Consider the following 24,638-nt stretch of genomic DNA (forward strand, 5'->3'; position numbering starts at 1 on the left):
CTGCCGGAAGGCGGGTGGGAGTCGTCGTACGCTGCGACCACACATCCCACCCCACCCCCTCACCACCGGACCGCCCCGTAAGGGGCGCGGGGAACGGCGCGAGCAACCGACGACGGCCGGCGCCCGACAACGGTCCGAGCCGCCCACTTCCTCAGGGGCGCGGGGAACGGCGCGAGCAACCCACGGCGGCCGGTGGTCGGCAACGGTCCGAAACCCCGCTTCCTCAGGGGCGGCTCAGGGGCGCGGGGAACTGCGCGGTCAGGCGCGGGTCCGATCAGGGGGGCGCGAGCCAAGACGGCGGGTCGCGGCTGCCGTCAGACCCCGCATCACGCACAGGTCCGCGCCCATCTCGGGATGCCACTGAACCCCCAGCACCCACCCGGGACCGGCCAGTTCGATGGCCTCCACCGTGCCGTCCGCCGCGTACGCGCTCCCCACGAGCCCCGCTCCCAGCCGGTCCACCGCCTGGTGGTGGTACGTCGGCACGGACACCTCCTCGTCGACCAGCCCCGCGTACAGCGACCCCGGCACCGGCTTCACCGCATGCCGCCCGAAGACCCCCACCGTCTCGGCGTGCCCGTCGATGTGCTGCACGAGCGTCCCCCCGAGCGCGACGTTCAGCAGCTGCATCCCCCGGCAGATACCGAGCAGCGGCGTCCCGGAGGCCATCGCGGCCTCGATGAGGGCGAGTTCCCAGCTGTCCCGGGCCCGCGCCTCGGGCCCGCAGCGCGGATCGCGTTCGGCCCCGTACCGGGACGGGTCCACGTCCGGGCCCCCCGCGATCACCAGACCGTCGAGGCGGGCGACGACCCCGGCGGCGTACGCCGGGTCGTCCGGCGGCAGCATCACGGCCGAGCCCCCCGCCGCCTGGACCAGCCGCGGATAGCCGGCCGGCAGCAGCGCGGCCTCCAGCTCCCACACGCCCCACCGTGCGGTCTCCAGGTACGTACTGACACCTATCAGCGGTCTGTTCGTCATCCTCGGTTCCTGTTTCTCGTCTGTTCATTGGACCGCCCGCAGACCTTTAGGTCAGGAAGCCGCGCAGCAGCGCCGCCGTACCCGCGCAGTGCTCCCGCATCGCCTCGCGCGCCCCCTCCGCGTCCCCGGCCAGCACCGCCTCGACCAGTGCCGTGTGCTGGCGCTGCGAGTGTTCCAGGTTGCGTACGAGGAGGGGGATGCAGTCGAGGAGGTCGTTCACGGTCGAGCGGACGGCCGCGTACCGGGCGGCGAGGGTCGGCGAACCGCACAGCTCGGCGAGGGTCAGGTGGAGAAGGGTGTCGAGGCGCCGGTATTCCGCCAGCGGGGCGTCCTGCGTGCGGGCCAGCGCCGTGCGCAGCAGTCCGGCCTGCCCGGTGGAGAGGCCGTGGGCCGCGCACAGTTCGGCCGCGCCGACCTCCAGCACCTCCCGGAAGCGCAGGACGTCCTCGATGTCGACCCGCTCGATCTCGACGCGCCGGCGCAGTTCGGCCTCGCCGGCCGCCCCGGACCGGGCCCGTACGAACGTGCCGCCGTACCGGCCGCGCCGGGACTCGACGAGCCCCTGGTCCTGGAGGACCTTCAGGACCTCGCGCAGCGTGACGCGGCTGATCCCCAGCCGTTCCGCCAACTCCCGCTCCGCGGGCAGGCGTTCGCCTGCCGGGACCAGACCGAGCCGTACGACCTGGAGGATCTGCTCCAGGGCCTCCTCGAAGCCGTTGCCCGCGCGCACCGGCCGCAGGACAGGGGCCAGCCGGTCGCCGGCGACGGCCGGTGCCGGCCGGGCGTCCGGGCCGTGCGGGTCCGGCTGCGACATCTGGCCGCGCCCCCTTCCCAAGCAATGGTTCCCGGCCATACCTTATGGCTCTGGGCTGACCGAAGGAGGCTTTTCCCGTGGCGGACCGCACACCACCTCTCAGCGTCGAGGAACTGCACGCCCTCGTCGCGAGCGGCGAGATCGACACGGTCGTCCTGGCCTTCCCGGACATGCAGGGCCGCCTCCAGGGCAAGCGGTTCGCCGCCCGCTTCTTCCTCGACGAGGTCCTGCAGCACGGCACGGAGGGCTGCAACTACCTCCTCGCGGTCGACACCGACATGAACACGGTCGACGGGTACGAGATGTCGTCCTGGGAGCGTGGCTACGGCGACTTCGCCATGCACCCGGATGTGAGCACCCTGCGCCGGGTGCCGTGGAACGCCGGCACGGCCATGCTCGTGGCCGACCTCGCCTGGGAGAACGGCTCGCCCGTCGTGGCCGCGCCCCGCCAGATCCTGCGGCGCCAGCTGGAGCGCCTCGCCGAGCACGGCCTCACCGCCCGGGTCGGCACCGAGCTGGAGTTCATCGTCTTCAAGGACACGTACGAACAGGCGTGGGACAGCGGCTACCGGGGGCTCACGCCCGCCAACCAGTACAACATCGACTACTCCGTGCTCGGGACCGGACGTATCGAGCCGCTGCTGCGCAGGATCCGCAACGAGATGGCGGCGGCCGGGCTGACCGTCGAGTCCGCCAAGGGGGAGTGCAACCCCGGGCAGCACGAGATCGTGTTCAAGTACGACGACGCCCTGGTCACCTGTGACCAGCACGCCATCTACAAGACCGGCGCCAAGGAGATCGCCTCCCAGGAGGGCGTCTCGCTCACCTTCATGGCCAAGTACAACGAACGTGAGGGCAACTCCTGCCACATCCACCTCTCGCTCGCCGACACCGACGGCACGAGTGTGATGGCCGGTGACGGGGAGGCCGGCATGTCCCCGGTGATGCGGCACTTCCTCGCCGGGCAGCTCGCCGCGCTGCGGGACTTCTCCCTGCTGTACGCGCCCAACATCAACTCGTACAAGAGGTTCCAGCCGGGCTCGTTCGCGCCGACCGCCGTCGCCTGGGGCCGCGACAACCGGACCTGTGCGCTGCGCGTCGTCGGCCACGGCCGCTCGCTGCGCTTCGAGAACCGGCTGCCCGGCGGGGACGTCAACCCGCACCTGGCGGTCGCCGGCCTGGTCGCCGCCGGCCTGCACGGCATCGAGCAGAAGCTGGACCTGCCCGAGGCGTGCACGGGAAACGCCTACACCGCCGGGTACGAGCACGTGCCCACCACCCTGCGCGAGGCCGCCGAGGTCTGGGAGAACAGTCCCATCGCCCGGTCCGCCTTCGGTGACGAGGTGGTCGCGCACTACCGCAACATGGCGCGCGTCGAACTGGACGCCTTCGACGCCGCGGTGACCGACTGGGAGCTCCGCCGCTCCTTCGAACGCATGTGAGAGGTCCTTCGTTGTCGCACACCCCCGCCCGGTCCGAGGAGCCCGGAGGACACGAGGTCCTCGTGCTCAACCCGGCCACCGAAGAGGTCGTCGCCACCGTCCGGGGGACCGGTCCGGCGGACGTCGACGCCGCTGTCGCACGGGCCGCGAAGGCGCAGACCGGCTGGGCCGCCCTCGCCCCCGGGGAGCGCGCCCGGCTGCTGCGCCGGTTCGCCGTCGTCGTCGACGAACACCGCGAGGAACTCGCCCAGATGGAGGTTCGCGAGGCCGGGCACACCATCGGGAACGCCCGCTGGGAGGCGGGCAACGTCCGTGATCTGCTCGACTACGCGGCCGGGGGAGTGGAGCGGCTCACCGGACACCAGATCCCCGTACCGGGCGGCCTCGACGTCACGATCCTCGAACCGCTGGGCGTGGTCGGTGTCATCGCGCCCTGGAACTTCCCGATGCCGATCGCGGCCTGGGGCACGGCCCCCGCGCTCGCGGCCGGCAACGCCGTCATCCTGAAGCCGGCCGAGACGACCCCGCTGACGGCACTGCGGCTGGCCGCTCTGGCACTGGAGGCAGGGCTCCCCGAGCACCTCTTCCAGGTCCTGCCCGGCGCGGGGGCCGTCACCGGGAACGCGCTGGTCGAACACCCCGGCGTCGCGAAGATCGTCTTCACGGGGTCGACGGCCGTCGGCAGACAGGTGTCGGCCAAGGGGGCGGCGCTCCTCAAGCACGTCACCCTCGAACTCGGCGGCAAGAGCCCCAACATCGTCTTCGCCGACGCCGACCTCGAGACCGCGGCCGCCGCCACCCCCATGTCCTTCCTCGACAACTCCGGCCAGGACTGCTGCGCCCGCACCCGCATCCTCGTCCAGCGTCCGGTGTACGACCGCTTCCTCGAACTCCTCGCCCCCGCCGTCGAGTCCGTCGTCGTCGGCGACCCGGCCGACGAGAAGACCGCCATGGGCCCGCTGATCTCCCGGGCCCAGCTGGACCGCGTACGGTCGTACGTCACCGACGACCTGGCGGGCATCAGGGGCGCGGCCCCCGAAGGCCCCGGCTTCTGGTTCCCGCCCACCGTCCTGACCGGGGTCGGGCCCCACGCGCGCGTGGCCGTCGAGGAGGTCTTCGGGCCGGTCGCCGTCGTCCTCCCCTTCGAGGACGAGGCCGACGCGGTCCGCCTCGCCAACGCCACCGACTACGGCCTCTCCGGCTCGATCTGGACCCGCGACGTGGGCCGCGCCCTGCGGGTGTCGAGTGCCGTACGCGCCGGGAACCTCTCCGTCAACTCCCACTCCAGCGTCCGCTACTGGACCCCCTTCGGCGGCTTCAAGCAGTCCGGTGTCGGCCGCGAACTCGGGCCCGACGCACTGGCCGCCTTCACCGAGACCAAGAACGTCTTCATCAGTACGGAGGGCCCCGCACAGTGACCTCATCGACCGACGACGCCGTCGTCTGCCGCCGCCTGGTCGGCCGTACCGCCGTCATCACGGGAGCCGGCAGCGGCATCGGCCTCGCCAGCGCCCGCCGGCTCGCCTCCGAAGGCGCACACGTCGTCTGCGGCGACGTCGACGAGACCCGCGGCAAGGCCGCCGCGGACGAGACCGGCGGGATCTTCGTCAGGGCCGACGTCACCGACCCCGAACAGGTCGAGGCGCTCTTCAGGACCGCGTACGACACCTACGGATCCGTCGACATCGCCTTCAACAACGCGGGCATATCGCCACCCGACGACGACTCGATCCTGGAGACCGGTCTCGAGGCGTGGAAACGCGTCCAGGAGGTCAACCTGACGTCCGTCTACCTGTGCTGCAAGGCCGCGATCCCCTACATGCGCCGCCAGGGCAGGGGGTCGATCATCAACACCGCCTCCTTCGTGGCCCGGATGGGCGCCGCGACCTCGCAGATCTCGTACACCGCGTCCAAGGGCGGTGTGCTGGCCATGTCCCGTGAGCTGGGCGTGCAGTTCGCCCGCGAGGGCATCCGGGTCAACGCCCTGTGCCCCGGACCGGTCAACACACCCCTCCTCCAGCAACTGTTCGCCACGGATCCGGAGCGGGCCGCGCGCCGCCTCGTGCACATCCCGCTCGGGCGGTTCGCGGAGGCCGACGAGATCGCCGCCGCGGTCGCCTTCCTCGCCAGCGACGACTCGTCGTTCGTGAACGCCACGGACTTCCTGGTGGACGGCGGGATCTCGGGCGCGTACGTCACCCCGCTCTAGAACCGGGCTCCGGAACCGGCCCCGGACCTGTCCGGAGGTGACCTGTGTGGCGGTGCCGGGCGGCGCCTAGAGTGCCGGGATGAGCATGACGACCCCGCCCGGCTGGTACCGGGACCCCTCCGCCCCGCACACGGAGCGCTGGTGGGACGGGACCGCCTGGACCGAGCACCGCAGGTACCCCGAGGCGCCGCCGACGGTGCCGGTGCCCGTGGGCGACGGACCGACCGGACGCGCCAAGGCGGTCGCCCTCACCACCGCGGCGACCGTCCTCGTCGCCGCCATCGTGACCGGCGCCGTCGTCCTGAGCGGGGACGACGGCGACGGCGACCCCGGGGCGCGAACCGCGCCGACGCCCACGGCCCCGGCGAGCGCGTCGTCCCCGTCCCCGGAGTCCGCACCGGAACCGTCCGAGGCCGACCCCGGCGTCGTCGTGGACGAGCTCAACGGCATCACCCTGCCGCTCCTCGACGGCTGGGCCAGACCCGAGAACGTCTCCGACACCGACGTCGTGATGACCACACCGGGGACGTACGACTGCCCGGGCGACGACGGGCTCTGCCGCCACGGCACGGTCAGCTCCCGCACGGTCACCGCGAACGACGAGAAGTCCCCCGAGGCCCTCGCCAAGGGCGACATCTCCGAAGCCGCCGACCTGGCGTACGACCGCAACAGGGTCGAGCAGCGCCCCTTCCACGGCATCACGTCCCACCGACTGGTCGAGCAGGGGCCGGTGGCGGTCGCGGGGCGCACCGGGTACTTCGTGCGCTGGCGCGTACGGACGGAGGCCGGACCGGGCGGTTACGTGCAGTCGATGGCGTTCCCCTCCAGCGTCGGCTCGGAGTCACTGGTCATGGTGCGGTACGTCTTCGACGCGGGCGAGGACGGGCCGCCGCTCGCCGACATGGACCGGATCACCGAGGGAATCCGGCCGGTCGGCGACGCCGACACGGGCGGCGGCGTGGGCAGCAGCATCGGCCCCTCGCGGTAGCACCGCACCGCGGGCGGGCCGGGGCCTACAGGAAGGTGTGGCCCTCGCCGCGGTACGTGGGCACCGACGCCGTCACGGTGTCGCCCGCCACCAGGTGCAGCGTGTCGAACCGCTCGCACAGCTCCCCGGCCTTCGCGTGCCGGAACCACACCTTGTCGCCGATCAGCAGATCGTCCGCGGGCGAGCCGAGCAGCGGCGTCTGCACCTCACCGGCGCCCTCCTGGGAGTCGTACCGCAGCCCCTCCGGGAGGTACGGCACGGGCAGCCGGTCGGGGCCCGGGGCGCCCGACGCCGGATGGCCGCCGCCGAGGACGGTCACCACGCCGACGCCCGGCCGGCGCACGACGGGCTGGGCGAACAGCGCGGCCGGACGCCCGCTGAACGACGTGTAGTTGTCGAAGAGCCGCGGCACGTACAGACCCGACCCGGCCGCGATCTCGGTCACCGCGTCCTCGGCGGCCGTGTGCTGGACACTGCCCGTGCCGCCGCCGTTGACGAACTCCAGGTCCGGCGCGACGGCACGGACGGCCCGCACGACCTCCGCCCGGCGCCGCGCCAGCTCCCTGCGGGCCGTGGCCTGCATCAGCCGGATCGCGCGCGACCGCAGCGGGCGCCCCCGCAGGTCGTCACCCACGCCGGCGATGTGTCCCTCGTACGCCATGATCCCCACGAGCCGGAACCCGGGCCGGCGGGCGATCGTGCGCGCCATCTCGGCGACCTGGGCGGCGGAGCGCAGCGGCGAGCGCAGGGCGCCGACCCGGATCCGGCCGCCCAGCATCCTCAGCGAGGTGTCCAACTCCAGGCAGACGCGCACCTCTTCGCGCCCGCCGTCCCTGCCGTCGTCGATCAGCCGCAGCTGGGCCGGGTCGTCGATCATGACGGTCACGGCGGCGGCCAGCTTGGGATCGCCGGTGAGCTCCGCGTACCCCGCCCGGTCGGCGGACGGATAGGCGAGCAGTACGTCGTCGAAGCCGGAGCGTGCCAGCCACAGCGACTCCGCGAGCGTGTAGGACATCAGCCCGGCGAAACCCTCCCGGGCGAGCACCCGCTCCAGCAGGGCCCGGCACCGCACCGACTTGCTCGCCACGCGTACGGGCTTGCCCCCGGCCCTCCGTACGAGATCGTCCGCGTTGGCGTCGAACGCGTCGAGGTCCACGATCGCGACGGGGGCGTCCAGATGAGCGGTGGCCCGGTCGTAGCGGGCCCGGTCTGCGGCACGGGCTGTCATGTGCGAAGCCTGCCAGACCGGATCACCGCAGGGTAGGGGGACGTTCCGGGCAGATGCCCCGGGCCCGCGGACTGGTTCCCCCGCGCGGGGTGTCAACCCGTAGAGTGACGCGCACGCAAGCGGGGAACGGATCCGGAGGGGTTCCTTCGGCGAGCCGGACGTCCGGGTCGAGGAAACGGGGGGTGCATGAGCACGGAAGCGCGCCGCGCCTCCATCCCTCCACGCCCGTCGACACCACCGGGGCCGCCCGTGACGGAGAGCGGACGACAGCCGTCGGAGGGGGCCGAGGACACCGGCCCGCGACCGGACACGGACCGCGAGGCCGCGGAACCCGCCGGGGGCGACTGGTTCGGGCCGCGTCCCGCCGGCACACCGCCGCGACCGCGCGCGTCCGACGCAAGCACCGGAGCCGGCCCTGCGGACACCTTCTCGTCCGGCGCACCGCGCTTCCCCGACCTGCGCCCCACCGGCGGGGAACGACAGACCTCCGAGACGCATCCGCCGCCACCGGCCTCGGCCCGCTTCCCGGACACGCCGCCCGGCGGGACGCGCGTCCCGCCGCGCCCCGCGACCCGACCGAGCGCTCCCCTCGGCGCCGCCGAGTGGGCGGGTGTCACGCCGCGTCCGGGCACCGGGCCGGAGGCGGACGCGGGACGGGCCGTCCAGGACGTCTCCCCGCCCCGCCCGACGACGCGACCGCGCGCCCCCATGGGAGGCGCCGAGTGGACGAACGTCCCGCCGCGCCCGGCCACCGGACCGGCGTCAGGACCGGACGCCGGACGTGCGCATCGGAGTGACTCCCCGCAGCGTCCGGCGGACGGGCCCCGTGCTCCGGGGGCCGACCGGCGCGACGCCCCGCCGCGTCCCGCCACCGAGCCCCGCCCCGTGCCGAACGGCGCCGACGGGCAGGCCCCGCCCCACCCCGCCACCGAGCCCCGAACCCCCTCCGGCACGGGCCTGCCCCCGCGCCCTTTCGCCCCACCGCGACCCGACACCCCGGCACCCCGGACGCACACCGGGGAACAGCGGGTCACCCCGCCGCCCGGACCCGGCGCGACCCGACGGCACACCGCCCCGCCGCCCTTCGCGCCGGCCGAGTCGCGTGCCGGGCACCGTCCCGTGAGTCCGCCTCCGGCGTCCCGCCCGGGCACCCCGCACCCCTTCGCGCGGCGTACCGCAGCCCCCGGCGAGGCCCCGCCGGAGAACACGACCCGGCTCCGGCCCGCCCCCGCCGGCCCGCCTCCGGCGCCGAGCACACCGCCGTCCGGCGGGCCCGTGTCCACCAGGCCCGTGCCCGGTCCGGGCGAGTCGTTCACCGGAGAGCCGTTCACCGGCGGCGAGTCCTTCACCGGTGGAGAGTCCTTCACGGGTGTGCCCTTCCCCGGCCCCGCCCGGCACGTCCCCCGGTCTCCGCACGAGGTGCCGCACCGGCCCTTCGTGTCCCTCGCGCCCCCGGACACGTACGACGACGACACCGCGCACACGCGTCCGGCGGGCCCTCGCCGGCGGGGCGCCGTGGCGGCCGCCACGGCCTGCGTGGTGCTGGGGCTCGGCCTCATCGGCGGTGCCGTGACCGGGAGTTGGCTCACCGGGGACAGCTCGGACGGGTCCGGGCAGCGGGACGCGTTCACGGCGGCCGGCGACCTGTGGCACAGCGTCCCCGTCGACGAGCTCTTCCCGCCCACGGTCAAGGGCGAGGGCGCGGGCCCCGGCGGCGCCGACCGTACCTGGACCCGTGTCGCCGTGGCCCCCGACAGCGGCTGCGAGGGCGCCTTCGACCCGCTGCTGCAGAAGGCACTCGCCCCCGCCGGCTGCCTCCGCCTCCTGCGCGCCACCTACACGGACGCGACCCGCAGCCATGTCACCACGGTCGGCCTGCTGTTCACCAAGGCCGACGCCGCCGCCATGGGTGCTCTGCGCCGCCGGTTCGAGACGCAGGGGCTCGACAGCCGCCGCGACCTGATGCCCCGCCCGTACGCCGCGAAGGGCACGGTCTCCGCCGGCTTCGGCGACGGCCAGCGCGCGTCCTGGACGCTGTCGGTCCTGACCGATGCCCCGGTCGTCGCCTACGCGGTCTCCGGCTTCGCCGACGGCCGCACCGTCACCGAACCGCAGCCCGCCGAGGACGCGATGAAGGCCGACGCCACCACGCCCACCGCCCAGGCCGGCCTCGGCCACGACGCGCAGGGCCTCGCCGACCGCGTCGAGCGAAGCCTGCGCGGGACCGTCGACTCGGCCACGGAGAAGCCGTCATGACCCGCAAGGCGCCCCACGGAAACCGTGGAGGCCCCCACGGCATCCGCAGGGCCCCGCGCGGAAGGGGTGCCCTGGTCGCCGTCCTGGCCGCCGGGCTGGCCCTCCTCCCGTCCACGGCCGCGCACGCCGACGGCATCCGCGCGAAGCAGTGGGCCCTGGACGCGATGCACACCACGGAGGCGTGGCAGACGACCAAGGGCGGCGGCATCACCGTCGCCGTCCTCGACACGGGCGTCGACGACGAGCACCCCGACCTGGCGGGCAACGTCCTGACCGGCAAGGACATGGTCGGTTTCGGCGCCGGACGCGGCGACCGGCCCTGGGCCAGGCACGGCACGGCGATGGCCGGCATCATCGCGGGCCACGGACACGGCGCGGGCAACGCCGACGGCGTCATGGGCATCGCCCCGGAAGCGAAGATCCTCCCCGTCCGCGTGATCCTGGAGGACGGGGACTCGGCCCGTGGCAAGGCCCGCAACACCCGGGGCAACGCCCTCGCCGAAGGCATCCGGTGGGCCGCCGACCACGGCGCCGACGTCATCAACCTCTCCCTCGGCGACGACTCCAAGTCCGCCCACCCGGAGGCGTCCGAGGACGCCGCCGTCCAGTACGCCCTGAAGAAGGGCGCCGCCGTGGTCGCCTCGGCCGGCAACGGCGGCGAGCGGGGCGACCACATCTCGTACCCGGCGGCCTACCCGGGCGTGATCGCCGTGACCGCCGTCGACCGCTACGGCACCCGCGCCTCGTTCTCCACCCGCCGCTGGTACGCCACGGTCAGCGCCCCCGGCGTCGACGTCGTCATCGCCGACCCCGACCGGAAGTACTACGAGGGCTGGGGCACCAGCGCGGCCTCGGCCTTCGTGTCCGGCGCCGTCGCCCTCGTCAAGGCGGCCCACCCCGGGCTGTCCCCGGCACAGATCAAGGAACTCCTGGAGGAGACGGCCCGCAACGCGCCCGCCGGCGGCCGCGACGACTCCCGGGGAGCCGGCTTCGTGGATCCCGCGGCAGCCATCAAGGCGGCGGCGGGCCTGAAGCCGGACGGCCTGGCCGCGGCGGCCCACTCCGACAAGTACTTCGGCGACGGCCCGGACACCGCCGAGGACGACGGGCCCTCCACCGCCTGGGCCGGCCCCCTGGCAGGCAGCGCGGGCGGAGTGCTGATCGTCGTGGCGGTCATCCTCTGGCGGGGCAGCAGACGCCCCCGCCACACCGACGCCCCCTGAGCCCGGCTCCGTTGCCCGCCCCGCCCTGTCCCGACCGGGCCCGTGGCGCGCGTCAGGCGGTCGCGAAGACGGACACGGCGGCCTTGGCAGCCGCCTCCACCATCGCGATCCCCCGGTCCTTGCCGGAGTTGCCGTCGGACAGCACCGCGATCAGATACGCGCGTCCGTCCACGACCACCCGCCCGATGCTGTTGATGTCCCACAGCCCGGTCGCGCTCCGCGGCAACCACCCGTTCTTCAGGGCGGATCCGGACGACCCGGCGGCCGACACACCCCAGTCCTGCCCCTCGGCGATGCCGCCCATCAGCCCTCGCAGGTAGTCCCGCGCGTCCGCGTCGAGTGCCGAGTCGTCTCCGAAGACCTGTCCCAGCAGGGTGAGTTGGTCGGCCGCCGTGGTCCGGGTCAGCCCCCACAGCGGCCCGTCCCCGCCCTCGGTGGCGACGAGCCCGAGGCGTTCACCGGCCTCTTCCAGTCCCTCCGCCCGGCCGATCGCCGTCCACAGCGCGGAGGCTGACGCGTTGTCACTGTCGCGGACCATCGCGGCGGCGTACGCCTCCTCCTGAGCGGTGAGCCCGCGCCCCGCGTCCTGGGCCTGCAACAGCAGCGCGGCCAGGATGGCGACCTTGACGATGCTCGCGGTGTCGAACGCCCCGTCCCCGTACACCGCGCTCCGGCCGGACTCCACGTCCAGCACCGCCACCGACACCCGCGCCCCGGCCTCGACGGCGACGTCGCCCATCGCCTCCGCGAGCAGCGCGTCGCCGTCCGCCGCGGGAGCGGGAGTCGGAGCAGCCGTGGTCCCCACCGTCGCCTCCGTGATCGCCGTCGTGCCGGGTGACGACGAGGAGGATACGAGGTCACCCGCGTCGTGCGCCCGGCCGTCACGTGGACCGTCCCCGAGGCGGTCGCGGCCAGGAGCACGAGGGAGACGACCGCCACGTGCCCGAGCGGCCTGGCGCGGGACGGACGGCCGCTGCGCCCGGCGACTCTTCGGGGGACCATGCCGCGAGCCTCGGTCACGCCGCTGTGCGCCCCTTCGGCGGCGGGTGAGAAGCGTCTCAGGGATCGCTGAGAAACCCCTGAGACCTGTGGACGACCGGTTTCGGAACACCGATAGGGTCGGTGTCCGTGGCGAACAAGAACATCCCCGACCCCGGTTTCTCCGACGACGACGGCTCCGCCGACCCCCGGCTGAGCGCGGCGCTCGCGGCCTGGGCCGAGGACCGGTCCGCGCACGGCCCCGTCCTGGCGGCGCTCAAGGACGCGCGGCTCCTCGTTCCCGTCGTCGCCGTGCTGGGAGAGGCGGAGGAGGACGAGAACGGGCTGCGACGGGAGAAGAGCAGCGACATGGCCGTCCCCACCCTCAAGGCCGGCGGCCGCACCGCGCTGCCCGCCTTCACCTCCACCGAGTCACTGGCCCGCTGGGATCCGGCGGCCCGGCCCGTCGCCGTACCCCTGCACCAGGCCCTGCAGGCCGCCGCGCACGAGAAGGCCGACACGGTCGTGCTCGACCTGGCGGGACCGGTCGCGTACGAGCTGACCGGCCCGGCCCTGCTGGCGCTCGCCGAGGGGCGTACGACGACGGACCCGCTGGCCGATCCCGCGGTGGTCGCCGCGGTACGCGCCGCGGTGGCCGCCGAGCCCCTGGTGCTCCGCGCCCACCTGGGCCCCGGGCAGGCCGACGGCACGCTCGCCCTCGTCCTGGACCCGTCCGCCGAACCGGCCGGGACCGCCCAGGCCGTCGCCCGGCGGCTCGCGGCCGACGAGACGCTGAGGGCCCGCCTGGTGCGCGGCCTCGACCTGGCCCTGCTGCCGACCGGCGTGACGCCACCGGGCGAGCCCCTGTACGCACGCCGGTAGACCGCCCCGGAAGCCGGAAGCCGGAAGCCGGAAGCCCGAAGAGGGGGGCTCAGCCGAAGACCGGGCCCGTGTACTTCTCGCCCGGGCCCTGGCCCGGCTCGTCCGCGACGAGTGACGCCTCACGGAACGCCAGCTGCAGCGACTTCAGGCCGTCCCGCAGCGGGGCCGCGTGGAAGGAGCTGATCTCGGTGGCGCTCGCGTCGAGCAGCCCGGCCAGCGCGTGGACCAGCTTGCGCGCCTCGTCGAGGTCCTTGTACTTGTCGCCCTCCTCGGTCAGGCCGAGCTTCACGGCGGCGGCGCTCATCAGGTTGACGGCGACCGTGACCAGGACCTCGACCGCGGGGACCTCGGCGATGTCGCGGGTCATGTCGTCGAAACCGGGGGACTCAGGAGGGGTGTCACTCATGCCCCACACGATAGGCCCCGGACCGGCCGCCCCCGCCCGCGGGAGCGGGCGGGCCCCCGGAGGGCGGGCACGCACACCGGTTAGCGCCACCCCGGGGGAGCTGCTAACCTTGTGTAACGACCGGCCGGACACTCCTGTGCCCGGCCCGCAAGTGGAGGCTCCGATCTCCCACCCGACCATCCTCCGGGACGGCGGGTCACCCGGTCAGGCGGCCACCATCGTTCCGTACGGACGATGGAGCCGCTGGATATGCGCCCCGCGGTCGACGCGGCGGTGCTCCGGTCATCCTTGGAGCCACCGCCTGTGTCCCGTCCGGGGCATTTTTCATGTGCCGCGGCGGTTGGTCCAGTGAGAAGACGTACGCGAGCTGTCTGCCAGACAGCCGTGTGGTGCTATCCGAGGAGGATCCATCAGCGCCGAGCCCCGCATCAACGACCGGATTCGCGTTCCCGAGGTACGACTTGTCGGTCCCAGCGGCGAGCAGGTCGGGATTGTCCCGCTTGCCAAGGCCCTGGAGCTCGCACAGGAGTACGACCTCGACCTGGTCGAGGTGGCCGCGACCGCGCGTCCGCCGGTCTGCAAGCTCATGGACTACGGGAAGTTCAAGTACGAGTCGGCCATGAAGGCCCGTGAGGCGCGCAAGAACCAGGCGCACACGGTCATCAAGGAGATGAAGCTCCGGCCGAAGATCGACCCGCACGACTATGACACCAAGAAGGGTCACGTCGTCCGGTTCCTCAAGCAGGGCGACAAGGTCAAGATCACGATCATGTTCCGTGGTCGCGAGCAGTCCCGGCCGGAACTCGGCTACCGACTGCTGCAGCGGCTCGCCTCGGACGTCGAGGACCTCGGGTTCGTCGAGTCGAACCCGAAGCAGGACGGCCGAAACATGATCATGGTTCTCGGCCCGCACAAGAAGAAGACCGAGGCGATGGCCGAGGCCCGCGAGGCCCAGGCGGCTCGCAAGGCGGAGGCGAAGGCCAACCCGGGCAAGTCGCAGAACCACGCGGACGACGACATCCCCGACGCGGAAGCCGCGGATGCCGACGTCGAGACCGAGGCTCCGGCCGAGGCATCCGCCGAAGCCTGATCCCGGGGCGCGAGCCCAGGGGGTTTCCGGACGCGAGTCCGGGGACGTCGACCGATACATATGACGTTCCGTTGTGCCCGGTCTCACGACCGGGCACAGGAGCGCCACTGACGAGGAGAGAACGGCGCTATGCCGAAGAACAAGTCGCACAGCGGTGCCAGCAAGCGCTTCAAGATCACCGGCTCCGGCAAGGTGCTCCGCGAGCGTGCCGGCAAGCGCCACCTGCTCGAGCACAAGTCGTCGCGCCTGACGCGCCGCCTCACCGGCAACGCCGAGATGGCCCCGGGCGACGCCAAGAAGATCAAGAAGCTTCTCGGCAAGTGACGTACCGGCGCCTCGGCGCCGTACGCCAGGACCGGGACCCCATCGATTTCGGACCGTGTGACGACACCCACGGTCCCGCTACAAGGAGTTAAAAAGTGGCACGCGTCAAGCGGGCAGTCAACGCCCACAAGAAGCGCCGGGCGATCCTCGAGGCGGCCTCCGGCTACCGCGGTCAGCGTTCGCGCCTGTACCGCAAGGCCAAGGAGCAGGTCACCCACTCGCTGGTCTACAACTACAACGACCGCAAGAAGCGCAAGGGTGACTTCCGTCAGCTGTGGATCCAGCGCATCAACGCTGCGGCCCGCCAGAACGGCATGACGTACAACCGCCTCATCCAGGGTCTGAAGGCCGCCAACATCGAGGTGGACCGCAAGATCCTCGCGGAGCTGGCCGTCAACGACGCCAACGCGTTCGCCGCGCTCGTCGAGGTCGCGCAGAAGGCCCTGCCGTCGGACGTCAACGCGCCCAAGGCTGCGTGACGCCGGCGCCGGCCTCGGCTGGATCCTGTGTGTGGGCCCGCTAGCCTTTTCGGCTGCGGGCCCACACGCGTTTTCTCCTCCCCGCCCCGTGAACCGAAGGTGACGTCATGCCCACCGGCCCCGAGCTGATCTCTCCCCGCTCCCAGCGGGTCTCCGCCGCGCGGCGGCTCGCCCGGCGGAGTTTCCGGGGCAAGGAGCGGCTCTTCCTCGCCGAGGGCCCGCAGGCCGTGCGGGAGGCCGCCGCACACCGGACCGGGGACCGGCCCGCGCTCGTCGAACTGTTCGCCACCGTCGACGCCGCGGAGCGGTACGCCGACATCGTGGGGGAGGCCCGCGACGCCGGGGCCCGCGTGCACCTCGCCGCCGACGACGTGATCGCGGACATCTCGACGACCGTCACCCCGCAGGGACTCGTCGGGATCTGCCGGTTCCTCGACACCCCGTTCGAGCGGATCGTCGAGGCGCGGCCCACGCTGGTCGCCGTACTGGCGCATGTGCGCGACCCCGGGAACGCGGGCACCGTGCTGCGGTGCGCCGACGCCGCCGGAGCCGACGCCGTCGTCCTCACCGACGCCTCCGTCGACCTCTACAACCCCAAGTCCGTACGGGCGTCGGTCGGTTCGCTGTTCCACCTGCCCGTGGCGGTCGGCGTACCCGTGGAGCAGGCGGTGCGAGGGCTGCGGGACGCCGGCGTGCGCATCCTCGCCGCCGACGGCGCAGGCGAGGACGACCTGGACGACGAGCTCGACAAGGGCACCATGGGCGGGCCGACCGCCTGGGTGTTCGGCAACGAGGCGTGGGGGCTCCCGGACGAGACGCGTGCGCTGGCGGACGCCGTCGTGCGCGTACCCATTCACGGCAGGGCCGAGAGCCTGAACCTCGCGACGGCCGCCGCCGTATGTCTCTACGCGTCGGCTCGCGCGCAGCGTGCCCGCCGGGCCGGTTCCTGAGGGGGTCCGTTCCGTCACTCATGGCTAGTAGGGTGACGGGCTCGGGGATCCACCCCCAAGCTCTCGGCTGCGCTCGAGCAGGGAGGTTGCCCCCGGATGCCGGACGAGAGGTGGGGTACGGGGATGAGGGTCGGCACGAGCGGCGCGCAGAGCGCGCTGCGGGCACACGACGTGCGGAGCGCTCCCGCGTCCGGGCACGCTGATCCCGCGGACCGCGGAGAGCTCGGCATCGACCCCGACGACCTCCCCGACGGCCTGGTCGTCGCCGACGAACGCGGCCGGGTGATCTGCTTCAACGCCGCCGCCGCCCGCATCACCGCCACCCCCGCCGCCGACGCCCTCGGCCGGCCGCTCGACCGGGCCCTGCCGCTGGAGGATCTCGAAGGCCGCCGGTGGTGGCAGCTGACCGACCCGTACGGCGGTCTCGCGATCCGCAACGGACAGCCCGAGCGCAACCTGCTGCTGCCGGGCGGCCGGGAGGTCCTGGTCTCGGCGCGGTACACACGGGTGCGGCCCGCCGGCCCGGTCCGCCGCGTCGTCGTCTCGCTCCGCGACACCGAGGCCCGCCGGCGCACCGAGCGCAGCCACGCCGAGCTGATCGCCACCGTCGCCCACGAGCTGCGCTCGCCGCTCACCTCCGTGAAGGGTTTCACCGCCACGCTCCTCGCCAAGTGGGAGCGCTTCACCGACGACCAGAAGAAGCTGATGCTGTCGACGGTCGACGCCGACGCCAACCGCGTCACGCGGCTGATCGCCGAACTCCTCGACATCTCCCGCATCGACTCCGGACGCCTGGAGGTACGCCGCCAGCCCGTCGACATCGGCGCCGCCGTCGGCCGCCACATCCAGGCGTACGTCGCCTCCGGGCAGTCCGCCGACCGGTTCCTGCTGCGCATCGGGCAGCCGCTGCCCGCCCTGTGGGCCGACCCCGACAAGGTCGACCAGGTGCTCAGCAACCTGCTGGAAAATGCGGTGCGGCACGGCGAGGGAACCGTCACCATCGACGTAGAGCCCGCGCCGTCGCCCCGTGAGGGGGAGGACGCCTGCACGTCGGTCACGGTGAGCGACGAGGGCCCCGGCATCCCGGAGGAGTCCATGAACCGCGTCTTCACCCGCTTCTGGCGGGGCAGCAAGCGCGGCGGCACCGGCCTCGGGCTGTACATCGTCAAGGGCATCGTCGAAGCCCACGGCGGCACCATCACGGTCGGCCGCGCCCCCGAGGGCGGCGCGCAGTTCCGATTTACGCTGCCCGTGGGCACCCCGGCGTATCTGCTGTAACCGCCGAGCGGCCCCCCACGGGCGCATTCGCACACCTCACCCCCGTTAGAATCGGCTTCTGGCACTTTTGCGTCCCCTCATTCGGGACAGGGCGTCCCGCCGGTCGCGACGGGGACCGTTGGCCAACCAATCGGAAGCACGGGAAGAGATGTCGGCACCGAACAAGTCGTACGACCCTGTTGAGGTCGAGGCACTGAAACCGGAAGAGATCGAGCGCATGCGGGACGAGGCGCTCGCCGCCTTCGCCGCCGCCGGTGACCTCGACACGCTCCAGGAGGCCAAGGTCGCCCACACCGGCGGCGCCTCGCCGCTGGCCCTCGCCAACCGCGAGATCGGCGCCCTGCCGCCGCACGCCAAGGCCGCCGCCGGCAAGCTCGTCGGCCAGGCCCGCGGCGCGGTGAACAAGGCCCTCGCCGGCCGTCAGACCGAACTGGAGGCCGAGCGGGACGCCCGGGTGCTGGTCGAGGAGGCCGTGGACGTCACGCTGCCGTACGACCGTGTACCGGCCGGCGCCCGGCACCCGCTGACCACCATGATGGAGCGGGTCGCGGACGTCTTCGTGTCCATGGGGTACGAGATCGCCGAGGGCCCCGAGGTCGAGGCGGAGTGGTTCAACTTCGACGCCCTGAACTTCGGCCCGGACCACCCGGCCCGGCAGATGCAGGACACCTTCTTCGTACGGGGTGCGAAGGGCGCGGCGGCCGGTGGCTCCGGCGCCCGGGACACCGACGGCGAGTCCGGCGTGGTGCTGCGCACGCACACCTCGCCGGTGCAGGCCCGCGCCATGCTCGACCGCGAGCCGCCCGTCTACATCGTGTGCCCCGGCCGCGTGTACCGCACGGACGAGCTGGACGCCACGCACACCCCGGTCTTCCACCAGATCGAGCTCCTCGCCATCGACGAGGGCCTGACCATGGCCGACCTGAAGGGCACCCTGGACCACATGGTCCGCTCGCTCTTCGGCGACGGCATGAAGACCCGGCTGCGGCCGAACTTCTTCCCGTTCACCGAGCCGTCCGCCGAGATGGACATGCTCTGTTACGTCTGCCGGGGCGAGTCCGTCGGCAACCCCGACCGCCCCTGCCGCACCTGCTCCAGCGAGGGCTGGATCGAGCTCGGCGGCTGCGGCATGGTCAACCCCCGGGTGCTCACCGCCTGCGGAGTGGACCCCGAGAAGTACAGCGGATTCGCCTTCGGGTTCGGCATCGAGCGGATGCTGATGTTCCGCCACAACGTCGAAGACATGCGAGACATGGTCGAGGGTGACGTCCGGTTCACCCGGCCGTTCGGGATGGAGATCTGATGCGGGTCCCGCTTTCCTGGCTGCGGGAGTACGTCGACCTCCCCGCCACCGAGACCGGCCGCGACGTGCAGGCCAGGCTCGTCTCCGCCGGCCTGGAGGTCGAGCGGGTCGAGCAGCTCGGCGCCGACCTCAAGGGGCCGCTCGTCGTCGGCCGGGTGCTGACCATCGAGGAGCTGGAGGGCTTCAAGAAGCCCATCCGCTTCTGCACCGTCGACGTCGGTCAGGCCAACGGGACCGGCGAGCCGCAGGAGATCGTCTGCGGCGCCCGCAACTTCGCCGTCGGCGACAAGGTCGTCGTGGTGCTGCCCGGCGCCGTGCTGCCCGGTGACTTCGCGATCGCCGCCCGCAAGACGTACGGCAAGACCTCGCACGGCATGATCTGCTCCGGCGACGAGCTGGGCATGGGCGACGACGGCTCCGGGGGCATCATCGTGCTGCCGCCCGAGCACGAGGTGGGCACGGACGCGATCGAGCTGCTGGAACTCGTCGACGAGGTCCTCGACATCGCCGTCACGCCCGACCGCGGCTACGCCCTGTCGATGCGCGGCGTCGCCCGCGAGACCGCCACCGCGTACGGGCTGCCGCTGCGCGACCCGGCGCTGCTCGACGTGCCGGGCCCGAACGCGTTCGGGCACCCGGTGCGGATCGCCGACCCGCTGGGCTGCGACCGCTTCACCGCGCGCACCGTCACCGGGCTGTCGCCCGAGGCCCGCTCCCCGATCTGGCTGCGGCGCCGCCTGCAGAAGGCCGGCATGCGCCCGATCTCGCTGGCCGTCGACATCACCAACTACGTGATGCTGGAGCTGGGGCAGCCCCTGCACGCGTACGACCGCTCCCGGATCCAGGGCACGATCGGTGTGCGCCGGGCCGAGCCGGGCGAGCAGCTCACCACTCTCGACGGCGCCAAGCGCACGCTGGACGCCGAGGACCTGGTGATCACCGACGACCGCGGGCCCATCGGCCTGGCCGGCGTCATGGGCGGCGCCGACACCGAGATCGACGACACCGAGGGCACCACCACCGAGGTCGTCGTCGAGGCCGCGCACTTCGACCCGGTCTCCATCGCCCGCGCGGCCCGCCGGCACAAGCTGGCCTCCGAGGCGTCCAAGCGCTTCGAGCGGGGCGTCGACCCGGAGGCCGCGGCCGCCGCCGCCCAGCGCACGGTCGACCTGCTGGTGCTTCTCGCGGGCGGTACCGCCGACGCCGGTGTCACGCAGATCAGCTCACCGTCCGCACCGCACACCATCACCATCCCGGCGAACCACCCGGACAGGGTCGCGGGTGTCGACTACGGCCGCGAGACCGTCGTACGCCGTCTCCAGGAGGTCGGCTGCGACGTCTACGGCCAGGACGAGCTGATCGTCACGGTCCCGTCGTGGCGCCCCGACCTCACCGACCCGAACGACCTGGCCGAAGAGGTCATCCGTCTTGAGGGGTACGAGAACCTGCCCTCGACGCTGCCCGAGCCGCCCGCGGGGCTCGGCCTCACCGACCGGCAGCGGCTGCACCGCCGGGTCGGCCGCGCGCTGGCCGGCGCCGGGTACGTGGAGGCGCTGAACTACCCGTTCATCGGCACCGAGGTGCTGGACCAGCTGGGCCTGGAGGCGGACGACCCGCGCCGCACGGTGGTCACGCTGGTCAACCCGCTCTCCGACGAAGAGCCCGCCATGCGCACGACGCTGCTGCCGGGGCTCCTCGGCGCGCTGCGGCGCAACGACGGGCGCGGCTCGCACGACCTGGCGCTCTTCGAGACCGGCCTGGTCTTCCGGCCGACCGGTGAGGAGGGGAAGGCCGCGCGGCTGTCCGTCGACCGGCGGCCCACCGCCGAGGAGATCGCCGGGATCGACGCCGCGCTGCCGCGTCAGCCGCGCCGCGCCGCCGTCGTCCTCGCGGGCGCCCGCGAGCAGGCCGGCTGGTGGGGCAGGGGCCGTCCGGCCGACTGGGCGGACGCCGTCGAGGCCGCCCGTACCGTCGCCCGCGAGGCCGGGGTCGAACTGACCGTGCGCGGGGACCGGCACGCTCCCTGGCACCCGGGGCGGTGCGCCGCGCTGTACGTCGTGGTGGACGGCGAGGAGACGCTCGTCGGGCACGCCGGTGAGCTGCACCCGCGGGTCATCAAGGCGCTGCACCTGCCCGAGCGCAGCTGTGCCATGGAGATCGAGCTCGATCTGCTGGAGCGGGCGGGGGCCGGGGCGCTCGCCGCTCCGCGGATCTCCACGTTCCCCGTCGCCACGCAGGATGTCGCGCTGGTCGTCGGGCGGGACGTGCCGGCGGCCGAGGTCGAGGCGGCGTTGCGGGAAGGGGCGGGTGAACTGCTGGAGGCCGTGCGGCTGTTCGACGTGTATGAGGGGGAGCAGCTCGGTGAGGGGCGGAAGTCGCTCGCTTACGCGTTGCGGTTCCGGGCGGCCGACCGGACGTTGACCGTGGATGAGGCGTCCGCTGCGCGGGATGCGGCGGTGGGGCTTGCGGGGGAGCGGACGGGGGCCGTTCTTCGGGGGTAGCCCCCCTCTGCGGCCTGGGGGGGGCGGGGGCTGCGCGTTGTCGGTCGGGTGCGGGTGGGTCCTGGCTGAGCGCGCAGTTCCCCGCGCCCCTAAAAGACTGCGCCGTTCCCCGCGCCCCTAGAGGCGAAAAGATTGCGCCGTTCCCCGCGCCCCCAAAGACGAAAGACTGCGCCGTTCCCCGCGCCCCTAAAGGAGCGCGCCGTTCCCTGCGCCCCTGAAGGCGAAAGATTGCGCCGTTCTCCACCCCCTGGGAATCGGGCAGTTCACTCATTTGGGTGAGAAGTGGGTGTGGGGTGGGGTGGGGGTGGTGTGTGGTCGGCAGAATCGACGCGGCCGAACCGGCCGGTGGCTGCGCTGCACAGGGCCTAGGGGGGCCGTCGGCATGATCCGTACGAAGGTTGGGTCGCTCCGTCGAGTCAGGGCCCGGGGCCGCCGTCGGCTCGGCCGTGCCGAGGCCCGCCGCCTCGACCGGGGGTGGCATCGGGTACGGCGCCTGTGCGTGCTCGGGTTGCCCACCGCCTGGGGAGCGGTGGCGATCACGTACAAGCTGGCCTGCCCGCTCGCCCAGCAGAACGGGCTCGGCGCGCGGATCGCCACCTGCGCCGTCTTCTTCGCCGTCGGCACGGGGCTGGTGCTGCACGTCAGGCGGGGACTGCTGCGGGAACTGCGGCAGATCGGGCGGGTCGCGGGAGCCGCCCAGGGCGTCCTCCTGCGTCCGCTGCCATCGCGCATCGACGGGCTGAGCCTCGCGGCCGCCCAGTTCTCCGCCGACCGCGGGGCCGGTGTCGGAGGCGACCTGTACGAGGTCATCGGTACCGAGCACGGCGTCCGGGTCGTGATGGGCGATGTCCGCGGGCACGGGCTGGCCGCCATCGGGACCGTCGCCGCCGTACTCGGCAGTTTCCGTGAGGCCGTCCACGACGAACCCGAACTCCCGGGCGTCCTGCGGAAACTGGAACGGGCCATGGCCCGGCACCTCGCGGAGCGGGCGAAAGCCGAGCACTCCTCGTCCGCGCCGGGCCACGACGGCCCGGTCGCCGAGGAGTTCGTCACCGTGCTGCTGCTGGAGATCGGCCGTGACGGCGGGATGCGCGCCCTGAACTGCGGTCACCCCTGGCCGTACTTGCTGCGCGCCGACGAGGAGCCGGCAAAGGTACGAGGACGCGTCGAGCACCTCGGGTTCGGTGAGCCGCTGCCTCCGCTCGGGCCCTTCCCCCTCCCCGCCGAACTGCCCGTCGTGCACTGCGGGCGTCTGCTGCCCGGGGAGGCGCTGTTCCTGCACACCGACGGGGTCGAGGACGCCCGGGACGGAGCGGGCCGCTTCTTTCCGCTGGCCGCGGCCCTGACCGAGGCCACCGGCACCCGGCCGGCCTCACCACAGGCCGTACTGGGCACGGTCTTCACCCGGCTGCTGCGCCACGCGGGCGGCCGCCCGGCCGACGACGTGGCCCTCCTGGTCCTGAGCAACGACCGGGCACAGGTCCCCATCCCGCAGACCGAGCCGGTGGCGCACCGCTAGGTCCGCCAGGTCCTGAAGGGCGGGACGCCCGTGGCGGAGCCGTCCGCCCCGCCACGGAGTGTCGGGCAGGCGGCTGGGCGGACGGCGTGAGCCCGGGTCGCCGCACTGTACGAGGGGGAGCCGGCGGCCCGGCCGGCCTCTTGCGAGGCATCTCAGTCAATCGGTCCACCACTCTCCGCGACAGCGCGCGCACTGCCCGGATCCGGGCACTCCGTTCACACCCCGTGTGAAGGGAGAGGCGCTAGGTTGAAAGCACCGTCGGCTCCGAGCCACCGGATGGCAGGCATGCAGCCCAACACTCTGCTCGACGCGGTCCTCGACGAGGCCGGGATCTCGCACGCGGGACTCGCCGCCCACGTGAACCAGGCGGGACGGATACGCGGTCTGGCGCTCCGCTACGAACACACCGCCGTGGCACGGTGGTTGAAGGGCCAGCGCCCCCGCGGCCAGGTGCCCGACCTGATCTGCGAGGTCCTCGCCGCCCGGCTGCAACGGCCCGTCACGCTCGACGACATCGGCCTCGGCGTGCCCGGTGAGCCGGCCACCCCGCACGGCACGACGCTCTCCGGCTTCGTCGAGCGCGCCACCGCCCTGTGGCGCTCCGACGAACAGCAGCGTCCGCACATCCTGGGCGCCCCCGCGGTCACCGGCACACCCGCCGTGATGCCCGTGTGGGAGTGGGAGAACCCGCCGGAGGACGTGGACGTCTCACGCGGCGGCCGGCAGCGCGTCCGCATGTCCGACATCGAGATGCTGCGCGCGGCCCGTGCCCACTACGAGCAGATGTACCGCAAGGCGGGGGGCATCGCGACCCGTACCCGCATCGTCGGTTTCCTCAACTCCGAGACCGCTCCGCTCCTCAGGGGCAGCTACACCGACGCCACCGGCCGTCAGCTCCACCGCGCCACCGGCGGCCTGGTGGCCATCGCCGGCATCTGCGCGTACGACTCCGACGCGCACGGGCTCGCCCAGCGTTACTTCCACCAGGCGCTCAGACTCGCGAAGGCCAGCGGGGACCGGGGACTCGGCGCCTATGTCATCGCGCTGCTGGTCAACCAGGCGCTGTTCATGCGGGAGCACCGGCAGGCCGTGGCCTTCGCCGAGGCCGCGCTGCGCGCCGCGGGGCGCCACATCACTCCGGCGCTCGCGTCGGACCTCTCCGCGATGCAGGCCAAGGCGTACGCGCACCTCGGCGACGGCAGCAGCGCGCTGTCCTGCATCCGGCGTGCCGAGCAGGCCGCCGACCGCATCCGGCGGGGACACGAACCGGACGAGACCGGCTATGTCCAGCCGGGCCTGGTCAACGTGCAGGTGGCGGAGGCGCTGTTGAGCCTCGGTGACCTGGCCGCCGCGCGGGAGCACGCGGCGGCGGCCGTGGACAACCCGGCGCACGACCGGGGCAGGGTGCACCGGCTCGCCATGCTCAGCCATATCGAACTGCGTCAGGGGAACGCGGACAGAGCGGTGGTCTCCGCGGTCGAGATGGCGGAACGGGCGCGGGGGATGGAGTCCCAGCGGCTGCGCGACAGACTGCGGGCGGTGCGCGAACACCTGGTGGCGAGCGGGTGCGCGGGCACCTCCGAGGCCGCCGAACTCATCGACGGAGCGCTGCGCGTACCGCTCTAGGACCTGACCGGCCGCAGGAAAGAACGAGCGCGTGGGGAACTCCCGGGCGAAGGGCCGGAGTGCCTCGCGCGACGCCGTCCCGACCGCTTCCGGGGGTCCGCGAGCCCTCCGGGGCGGGTGACCCGCGCCTACCGCCGCGCTGCGTGTGCGCCGCGAGCGGTCCG

20 protein-coding genes and 1 pseudogene are annotated in these 24,638 nt (G+C 73.3%); 16 read left to right on the forward strand and 5 right to left on the reverse strand.

Annotated elements, in window-relative coordinates:
• Positions 1–258: 258 nt before the first annotated feature.
• Together ACFYXC_RS26105 and ACFYXC_RS26110 are read right to left on the reverse strand one after the other, a co-directional pair.
• Entirely contained in the window at positions 259–978 is a 720-nt protein-coding gene (locus tag ACFYXC_RS26105; protein ID WP_389554265.1) for a gamma-glutamyl-gamma-aminobutyrate hydrolase family protein, read from the reverse strand.
• A gap of 46 nt (positions 979–1,024) precedes the next feature.
• Complete coding sequence (locus ACFYXC_RS26110; protein WP_388913677.1) at positions 1,025–1,792, reverse strand: FadR/GntR family transcriptional regulator; 768 nt, start codon at positions 1,790–1,792, stop codon at positions 1,025–1,027.
• Between the two features lie 77 nt (positions 1,793–1,869).
• Here ACFYXC_RS26110 and ACFYXC_RS26115 point away from each other — a divergent pair, with 77 nt between their 5' ends.
• The 4 genes from ACFYXC_RS26115 to ACFYXC_RS26130 all read left to right on the forward strand — a co-directional run bounded on the left by ACFYXC_RS26115 (position 1,870) and on the right by ACFYXC_RS26130 (position 6,431).
• Positions 1,870–3,234 carry a glutamine synthetase family protein gene (locus tag ACFYXC_RS26115; protein ID WP_389554266.1) on the forward strand — a complete coding sequence of 455 codons (1,365 nt, stop codon included), beginning with the start codon at positions 1,870–1,872 and terminating at the stop codon, positions 3,232–3,234.
• 11 nt (positions 3,235–3,245) lie between these two features.
• The gene (locus ACFYXC_RS26120; protein ID WP_389554267.1) at positions 3,246–4,652 is read left to right on the forward strand and encodes an aldehyde dehydrogenase family protein; all 1,407 of its coding nucleotides are present in this window, start codon (positions 3,246–3,248) and stop codon (positions 4,650–4,652) included.
• Positions 4,649–5,443 carry a 3-oxoacyl-ACP reductase gene (locus tag ACFYXC_RS26125; RefSeq protein ID WP_389554268.1) on the forward strand — a complete coding sequence of 265 codons (795 nt, stop codon included), beginning with the start codon at positions 4,649–4,651 and terminating at the stop codon, positions 5,441–5,443. The genes ACFYXC_RS26120 and ACFYXC_RS26125 overlap by 4 nt, the downstream gene beginning before the upstream one ends.
• Before the next feature lie 85 nt (positions 5,444–5,528).
• Positions 5,529–6,431 (forward strand): DUF2510 domain-containing protein, encoded by a 903-nt coding sequence (locus tag ACFYXC_RS26130; RefSeq protein ID WP_389554407.1) that lies wholly within the window; start codon positions 5,529–5,531, stop codon positions 6,429–6,431.
• 25 nt (positions 6,432–6,456) lie between these two features.
• Here ACFYXC_RS26130 and ACFYXC_RS26135 read toward each other — a convergent pair whose 3' ends face one another.
• Complete coding sequence (locus ACFYXC_RS26135) at positions 6,457–7,659, reverse strand: amino acid deaminase/aldolase (RefSeq protein ID WP_389554269.1); 1,203 nt, start codon at positions 7,657–7,659, stop codon at positions 6,457–6,459.
• Positions 7,660–7,845: 186 nt separating this feature from the next.
• Here ACFYXC_RS26135 and ACFYXC_RS26140 point away from each other — a divergent pair, with 186 nt between their 5' ends.
• The gene (locus ACFYXC_RS26140) at positions 7,846–9,915 is read left to right on the forward strand and encodes a hypothetical protein (RefSeq protein WP_389554270.1); all 2,070 of its coding nucleotides are present in this window, start codon (positions 7,846–7,848) and stop codon (positions 9,913–9,915) included.
• A complete protein-coding gene (gene mycP / locus ACFYXC_RS26145) occupies positions 9,912–11,138 on the forward strand; it encodes a type VII secretion-associated serine protease mycosin (RefSeq protein WP_389554271.1) in 1,227 nt (408 codons plus the stop codon). The genes ACFYXC_RS26140 and mycP overlap by 4 nt, the downstream gene beginning before the upstream one ends.
• A 52-nt stretch (positions 11,139–11,190) precedes the next feature.
• Here the strand turns inward: mycP and ACFYXC_RS26150 are convergent, their stop codons facing one another.
• Positions 11,191–11,943, reverse strand: a complete 753-nt coding sequence (locus tag ACFYXC_RS26150; protein WP_389554272.1) for a serine hydrolase — start codon at positions 11,941–11,943, stop codon at positions 11,191–11,193.
• A gap of 323 nt (positions 11,944–12,266) precedes the next feature.
• On the opposite strand from ACFYXC_RS26150, the gene ACFYXC_RS26155 reads away from it, so the two are divergent.
• Positions 12,267–12,998 (forward strand): SseB family protein, encoded by a 732-nt coding sequence (locus ACFYXC_RS26155; RefSeq protein ID WP_389554273.1) that lies wholly within the window; start codon positions 12,267–12,269, stop codon positions 12,996–12,998.
• Between the two features lie 49 nt (positions 12,999–13,047).
• Here ACFYXC_RS26155 and ACFYXC_RS26160 read toward each other — a convergent pair whose 3' ends face one another.
• Positions 13,048–13,404 (reverse strand): DUF1844 domain-containing protein, encoded by a 357-nt coding sequence (locus ACFYXC_RS26160; RefSeq protein WP_388913653.1) that lies wholly within the window; start codon positions 13,402–13,404, stop codon positions 13,048–13,050.
• Positions 13,405–13,788: 384 nt separating this feature from the next.
• Between ACFYXC_RS26160 and infC the strand changes: the two are divergent.
• From infC to ACFYXC_RS26205, 9 genes and pseudogenes are all read left to right on the forward strand, one after another.
• A pseudogene (gene infC / locus ACFYXC_RS26165) lies at positions 13,789–14,494 on the forward strand (translation initiation factor IF-3).
• 129 nt (positions 14,495–14,623) lie between these two features.
• Positions 14,624–14,818, forward strand: a complete 195-nt coding sequence (rpmI, locus tag ACFYXC_RS26170) for a 50S ribosomal protein L35 (RefSeq protein WP_003947156.1) — start codon at positions 14,624–14,626, stop codon at positions 14,816–14,818.
• A 95-nt stretch (positions 14,819–14,913) separates the two neighbouring features.
• The gene (rplT, locus tag ACFYXC_RS26175; protein WP_003970214.1) at positions 14,914–15,297 is read left to right on the forward strand and encodes a 50S ribosomal protein L20; all 384 of its coding nucleotides are present in this window, start codon (positions 14,914–14,916) and stop codon (positions 15,295–15,297) included.
• A 107-nt stretch (positions 15,298–15,404) separates the two neighbouring features.
• Positions 15,405–16,247, forward strand: a complete 843-nt coding sequence (locus ACFYXC_RS26180; protein ID WP_389554274.1) for a TrmH family RNA methyltransferase — start codon at positions 15,405–15,407, stop codon at positions 16,245–16,247.
• Positions 16,248–16,370: 123 nt separating this feature from the next.
• Complete coding sequence (locus ACFYXC_RS26185; RefSeq protein ID WP_389554275.1) at positions 16,371–17,525, forward strand: ATP-binding protein; 1,155 nt, start codon at positions 16,371–16,373, stop codon at positions 17,523–17,525.
• Positions 17,526–17,673: 148 nt separating this feature from the next.
• A complete protein-coding gene (gene pheS / locus ACFYXC_RS26190) occupies positions 17,674–18,828 on the forward strand; it encodes a phenylalanine--tRNA ligase subunit alpha (protein WP_389554276.1) in 1,155 nt (384 codons plus the stop codon).
• Positions 18,828–21,329 carry a phenylalanine--tRNA ligase subunit beta gene (pheT, locus tag ACFYXC_RS26195; RefSeq protein WP_389554277.1) on the forward strand — a complete coding sequence of 834 codons (2,502 nt, stop codon included), beginning with the start codon at positions 18,828–18,830 and terminating at the stop codon, positions 21,327–21,329. The genes pheS and pheT overlap by 1 nt, the downstream gene beginning before the upstream one ends.
• Before the next feature lie 382 nt (positions 21,330–21,711).
• Positions 21,712–22,848: a PP2C family protein-serine/threonine phosphatase gene (locus tag ACFYXC_RS26200; protein WP_389554278.1), complete on the forward strand. Its 1,137-nt coding sequence runs from the start codon at positions 21,712–21,714 to the stop codon at positions 22,846–22,848.
• 285 nt (positions 22,849–23,133) lie between these two features.
• Positions 23,134–24,474: a transcriptional regulator gene (locus ACFYXC_RS26205; RefSeq protein WP_388913634.1), complete on the forward strand. Its 1,341-nt coding sequence runs from the start codon at positions 23,134–23,136 to the stop codon at positions 24,472–24,474.
• The last annotated feature ends 164 nt before the right edge of the window (positions 24,475–24,638 follow it).

The organism is Streptomyces sp. NPDC002701 (assembly GCF_042889045.1).
Taxonomy (GTDB): domain Bacteria; phylum Actinomycetota; class Actinomycetes; order Streptomycetales; family Streptomycetaceae; genus Streptomyces.

What these genes read in the sequence shown, in the direction of transcription:
- ACFYXC_RS26185 (WP_389554275.1), top strand. Translation starts at nt 16,371, where the DNA reads ATGAGGGTCGGCACGAGCGGCGCGCAGAGCGCGCTGCGGGCACACGAC.
- ACFYXC_RS26130 (WP_389554407.1), top strand. Translation starts at nt 5,529, where the DNA reads ATGACGACCCCGCCCGGCTGGTACCGGGACCCCTCCGCCCCGCACACG.
- pheT (WP_389554277.1), top strand. Translation starts at nt 18,828, where the DNA reads ATGCGGGTCCCGCTTTCCTGGCTGCGGGAGTACGTCGACCTCCCCGCC.
- ACFYXC_RS26105 (WP_389554265.1), bottom strand. Translation starts at nt 978, where the DNA reads ATGACGAACAGACCGCTGATAGGTGTCAGTACGTACCTGGAGACCGCA.
- pheS (WP_389554276.1), top strand. Translation starts at nt 17,674, where the DNA reads ATGTCGGCACCGAACAAGTCGTACGACCCTGTTGAGGTCGAGGCACTG.
- ACFYXC_RS26140 (WP_389554270.1), top strand. Translation starts at nt 7,846, where the DNA reads ATGAGCACGGAAGCGCGCCGCGCCTCCATCCCTCCACGCCCGTCGACA.
- mycP (WP_389554271.1), top strand. Translation starts at nt 9,912, where the DNA reads ATGACCCGCAAGGCGCCCCACGGAAACCGTGGAGGCCCCCACGGCATC.
- ACFYXC_RS26200 (WP_389554278.1), top strand. Translation starts at nt 21,712, where the DNA reads ATGATCCGTACGAAGGTTGGGTCGCTCCGTCGAGTCAGGGCCCGGGGC.
- ACFYXC_RS26135 (WP_389554269.1), bottom strand. Translation starts at nt 7,659, where the DNA reads ATGACAGCCCGTGCCGCAGACCGGGCCCGCTACGACCGGGCCACCGCT.
- ACFYXC_RS26180 (WP_389554274.1), top strand. Translation starts at nt 15,405, where the DNA reads ATGCCCACCGGCCCCGAGCTGATCTCTCCCCGCTCCCAGCGGGTCTCC.
- ACFYXC_RS26205 (WP_388913634.1), top strand. Translation starts at nt 23,134, where the DNA reads ATGCAGCCCAACACTCTGCTCGACGCGGTCCTCGACGAGGCCGGGATC.
- ACFYXC_RS26160 (WP_388913653.1), bottom strand. Translation starts at nt 13,404, where the DNA reads ATGAGTGACACCCCTCCTGAGTCCCCCGGTTTCGACGACATGACCCGC.
- ACFYXC_RS26110 (WP_388913677.1), bottom strand. Translation starts at nt 1,792, where the DNA reads ATGTCGCAGCCGGACCCGCACGGCCCGGACGCCCGGCCGGCACCGGCC.
- rpmI (WP_003947156.1), top strand. Translation starts at nt 14,624, where the DNA reads ATGCCGAAGAACAAGTCGCACAGCGGTGCCAGCAAGCGCTTCAAGATC.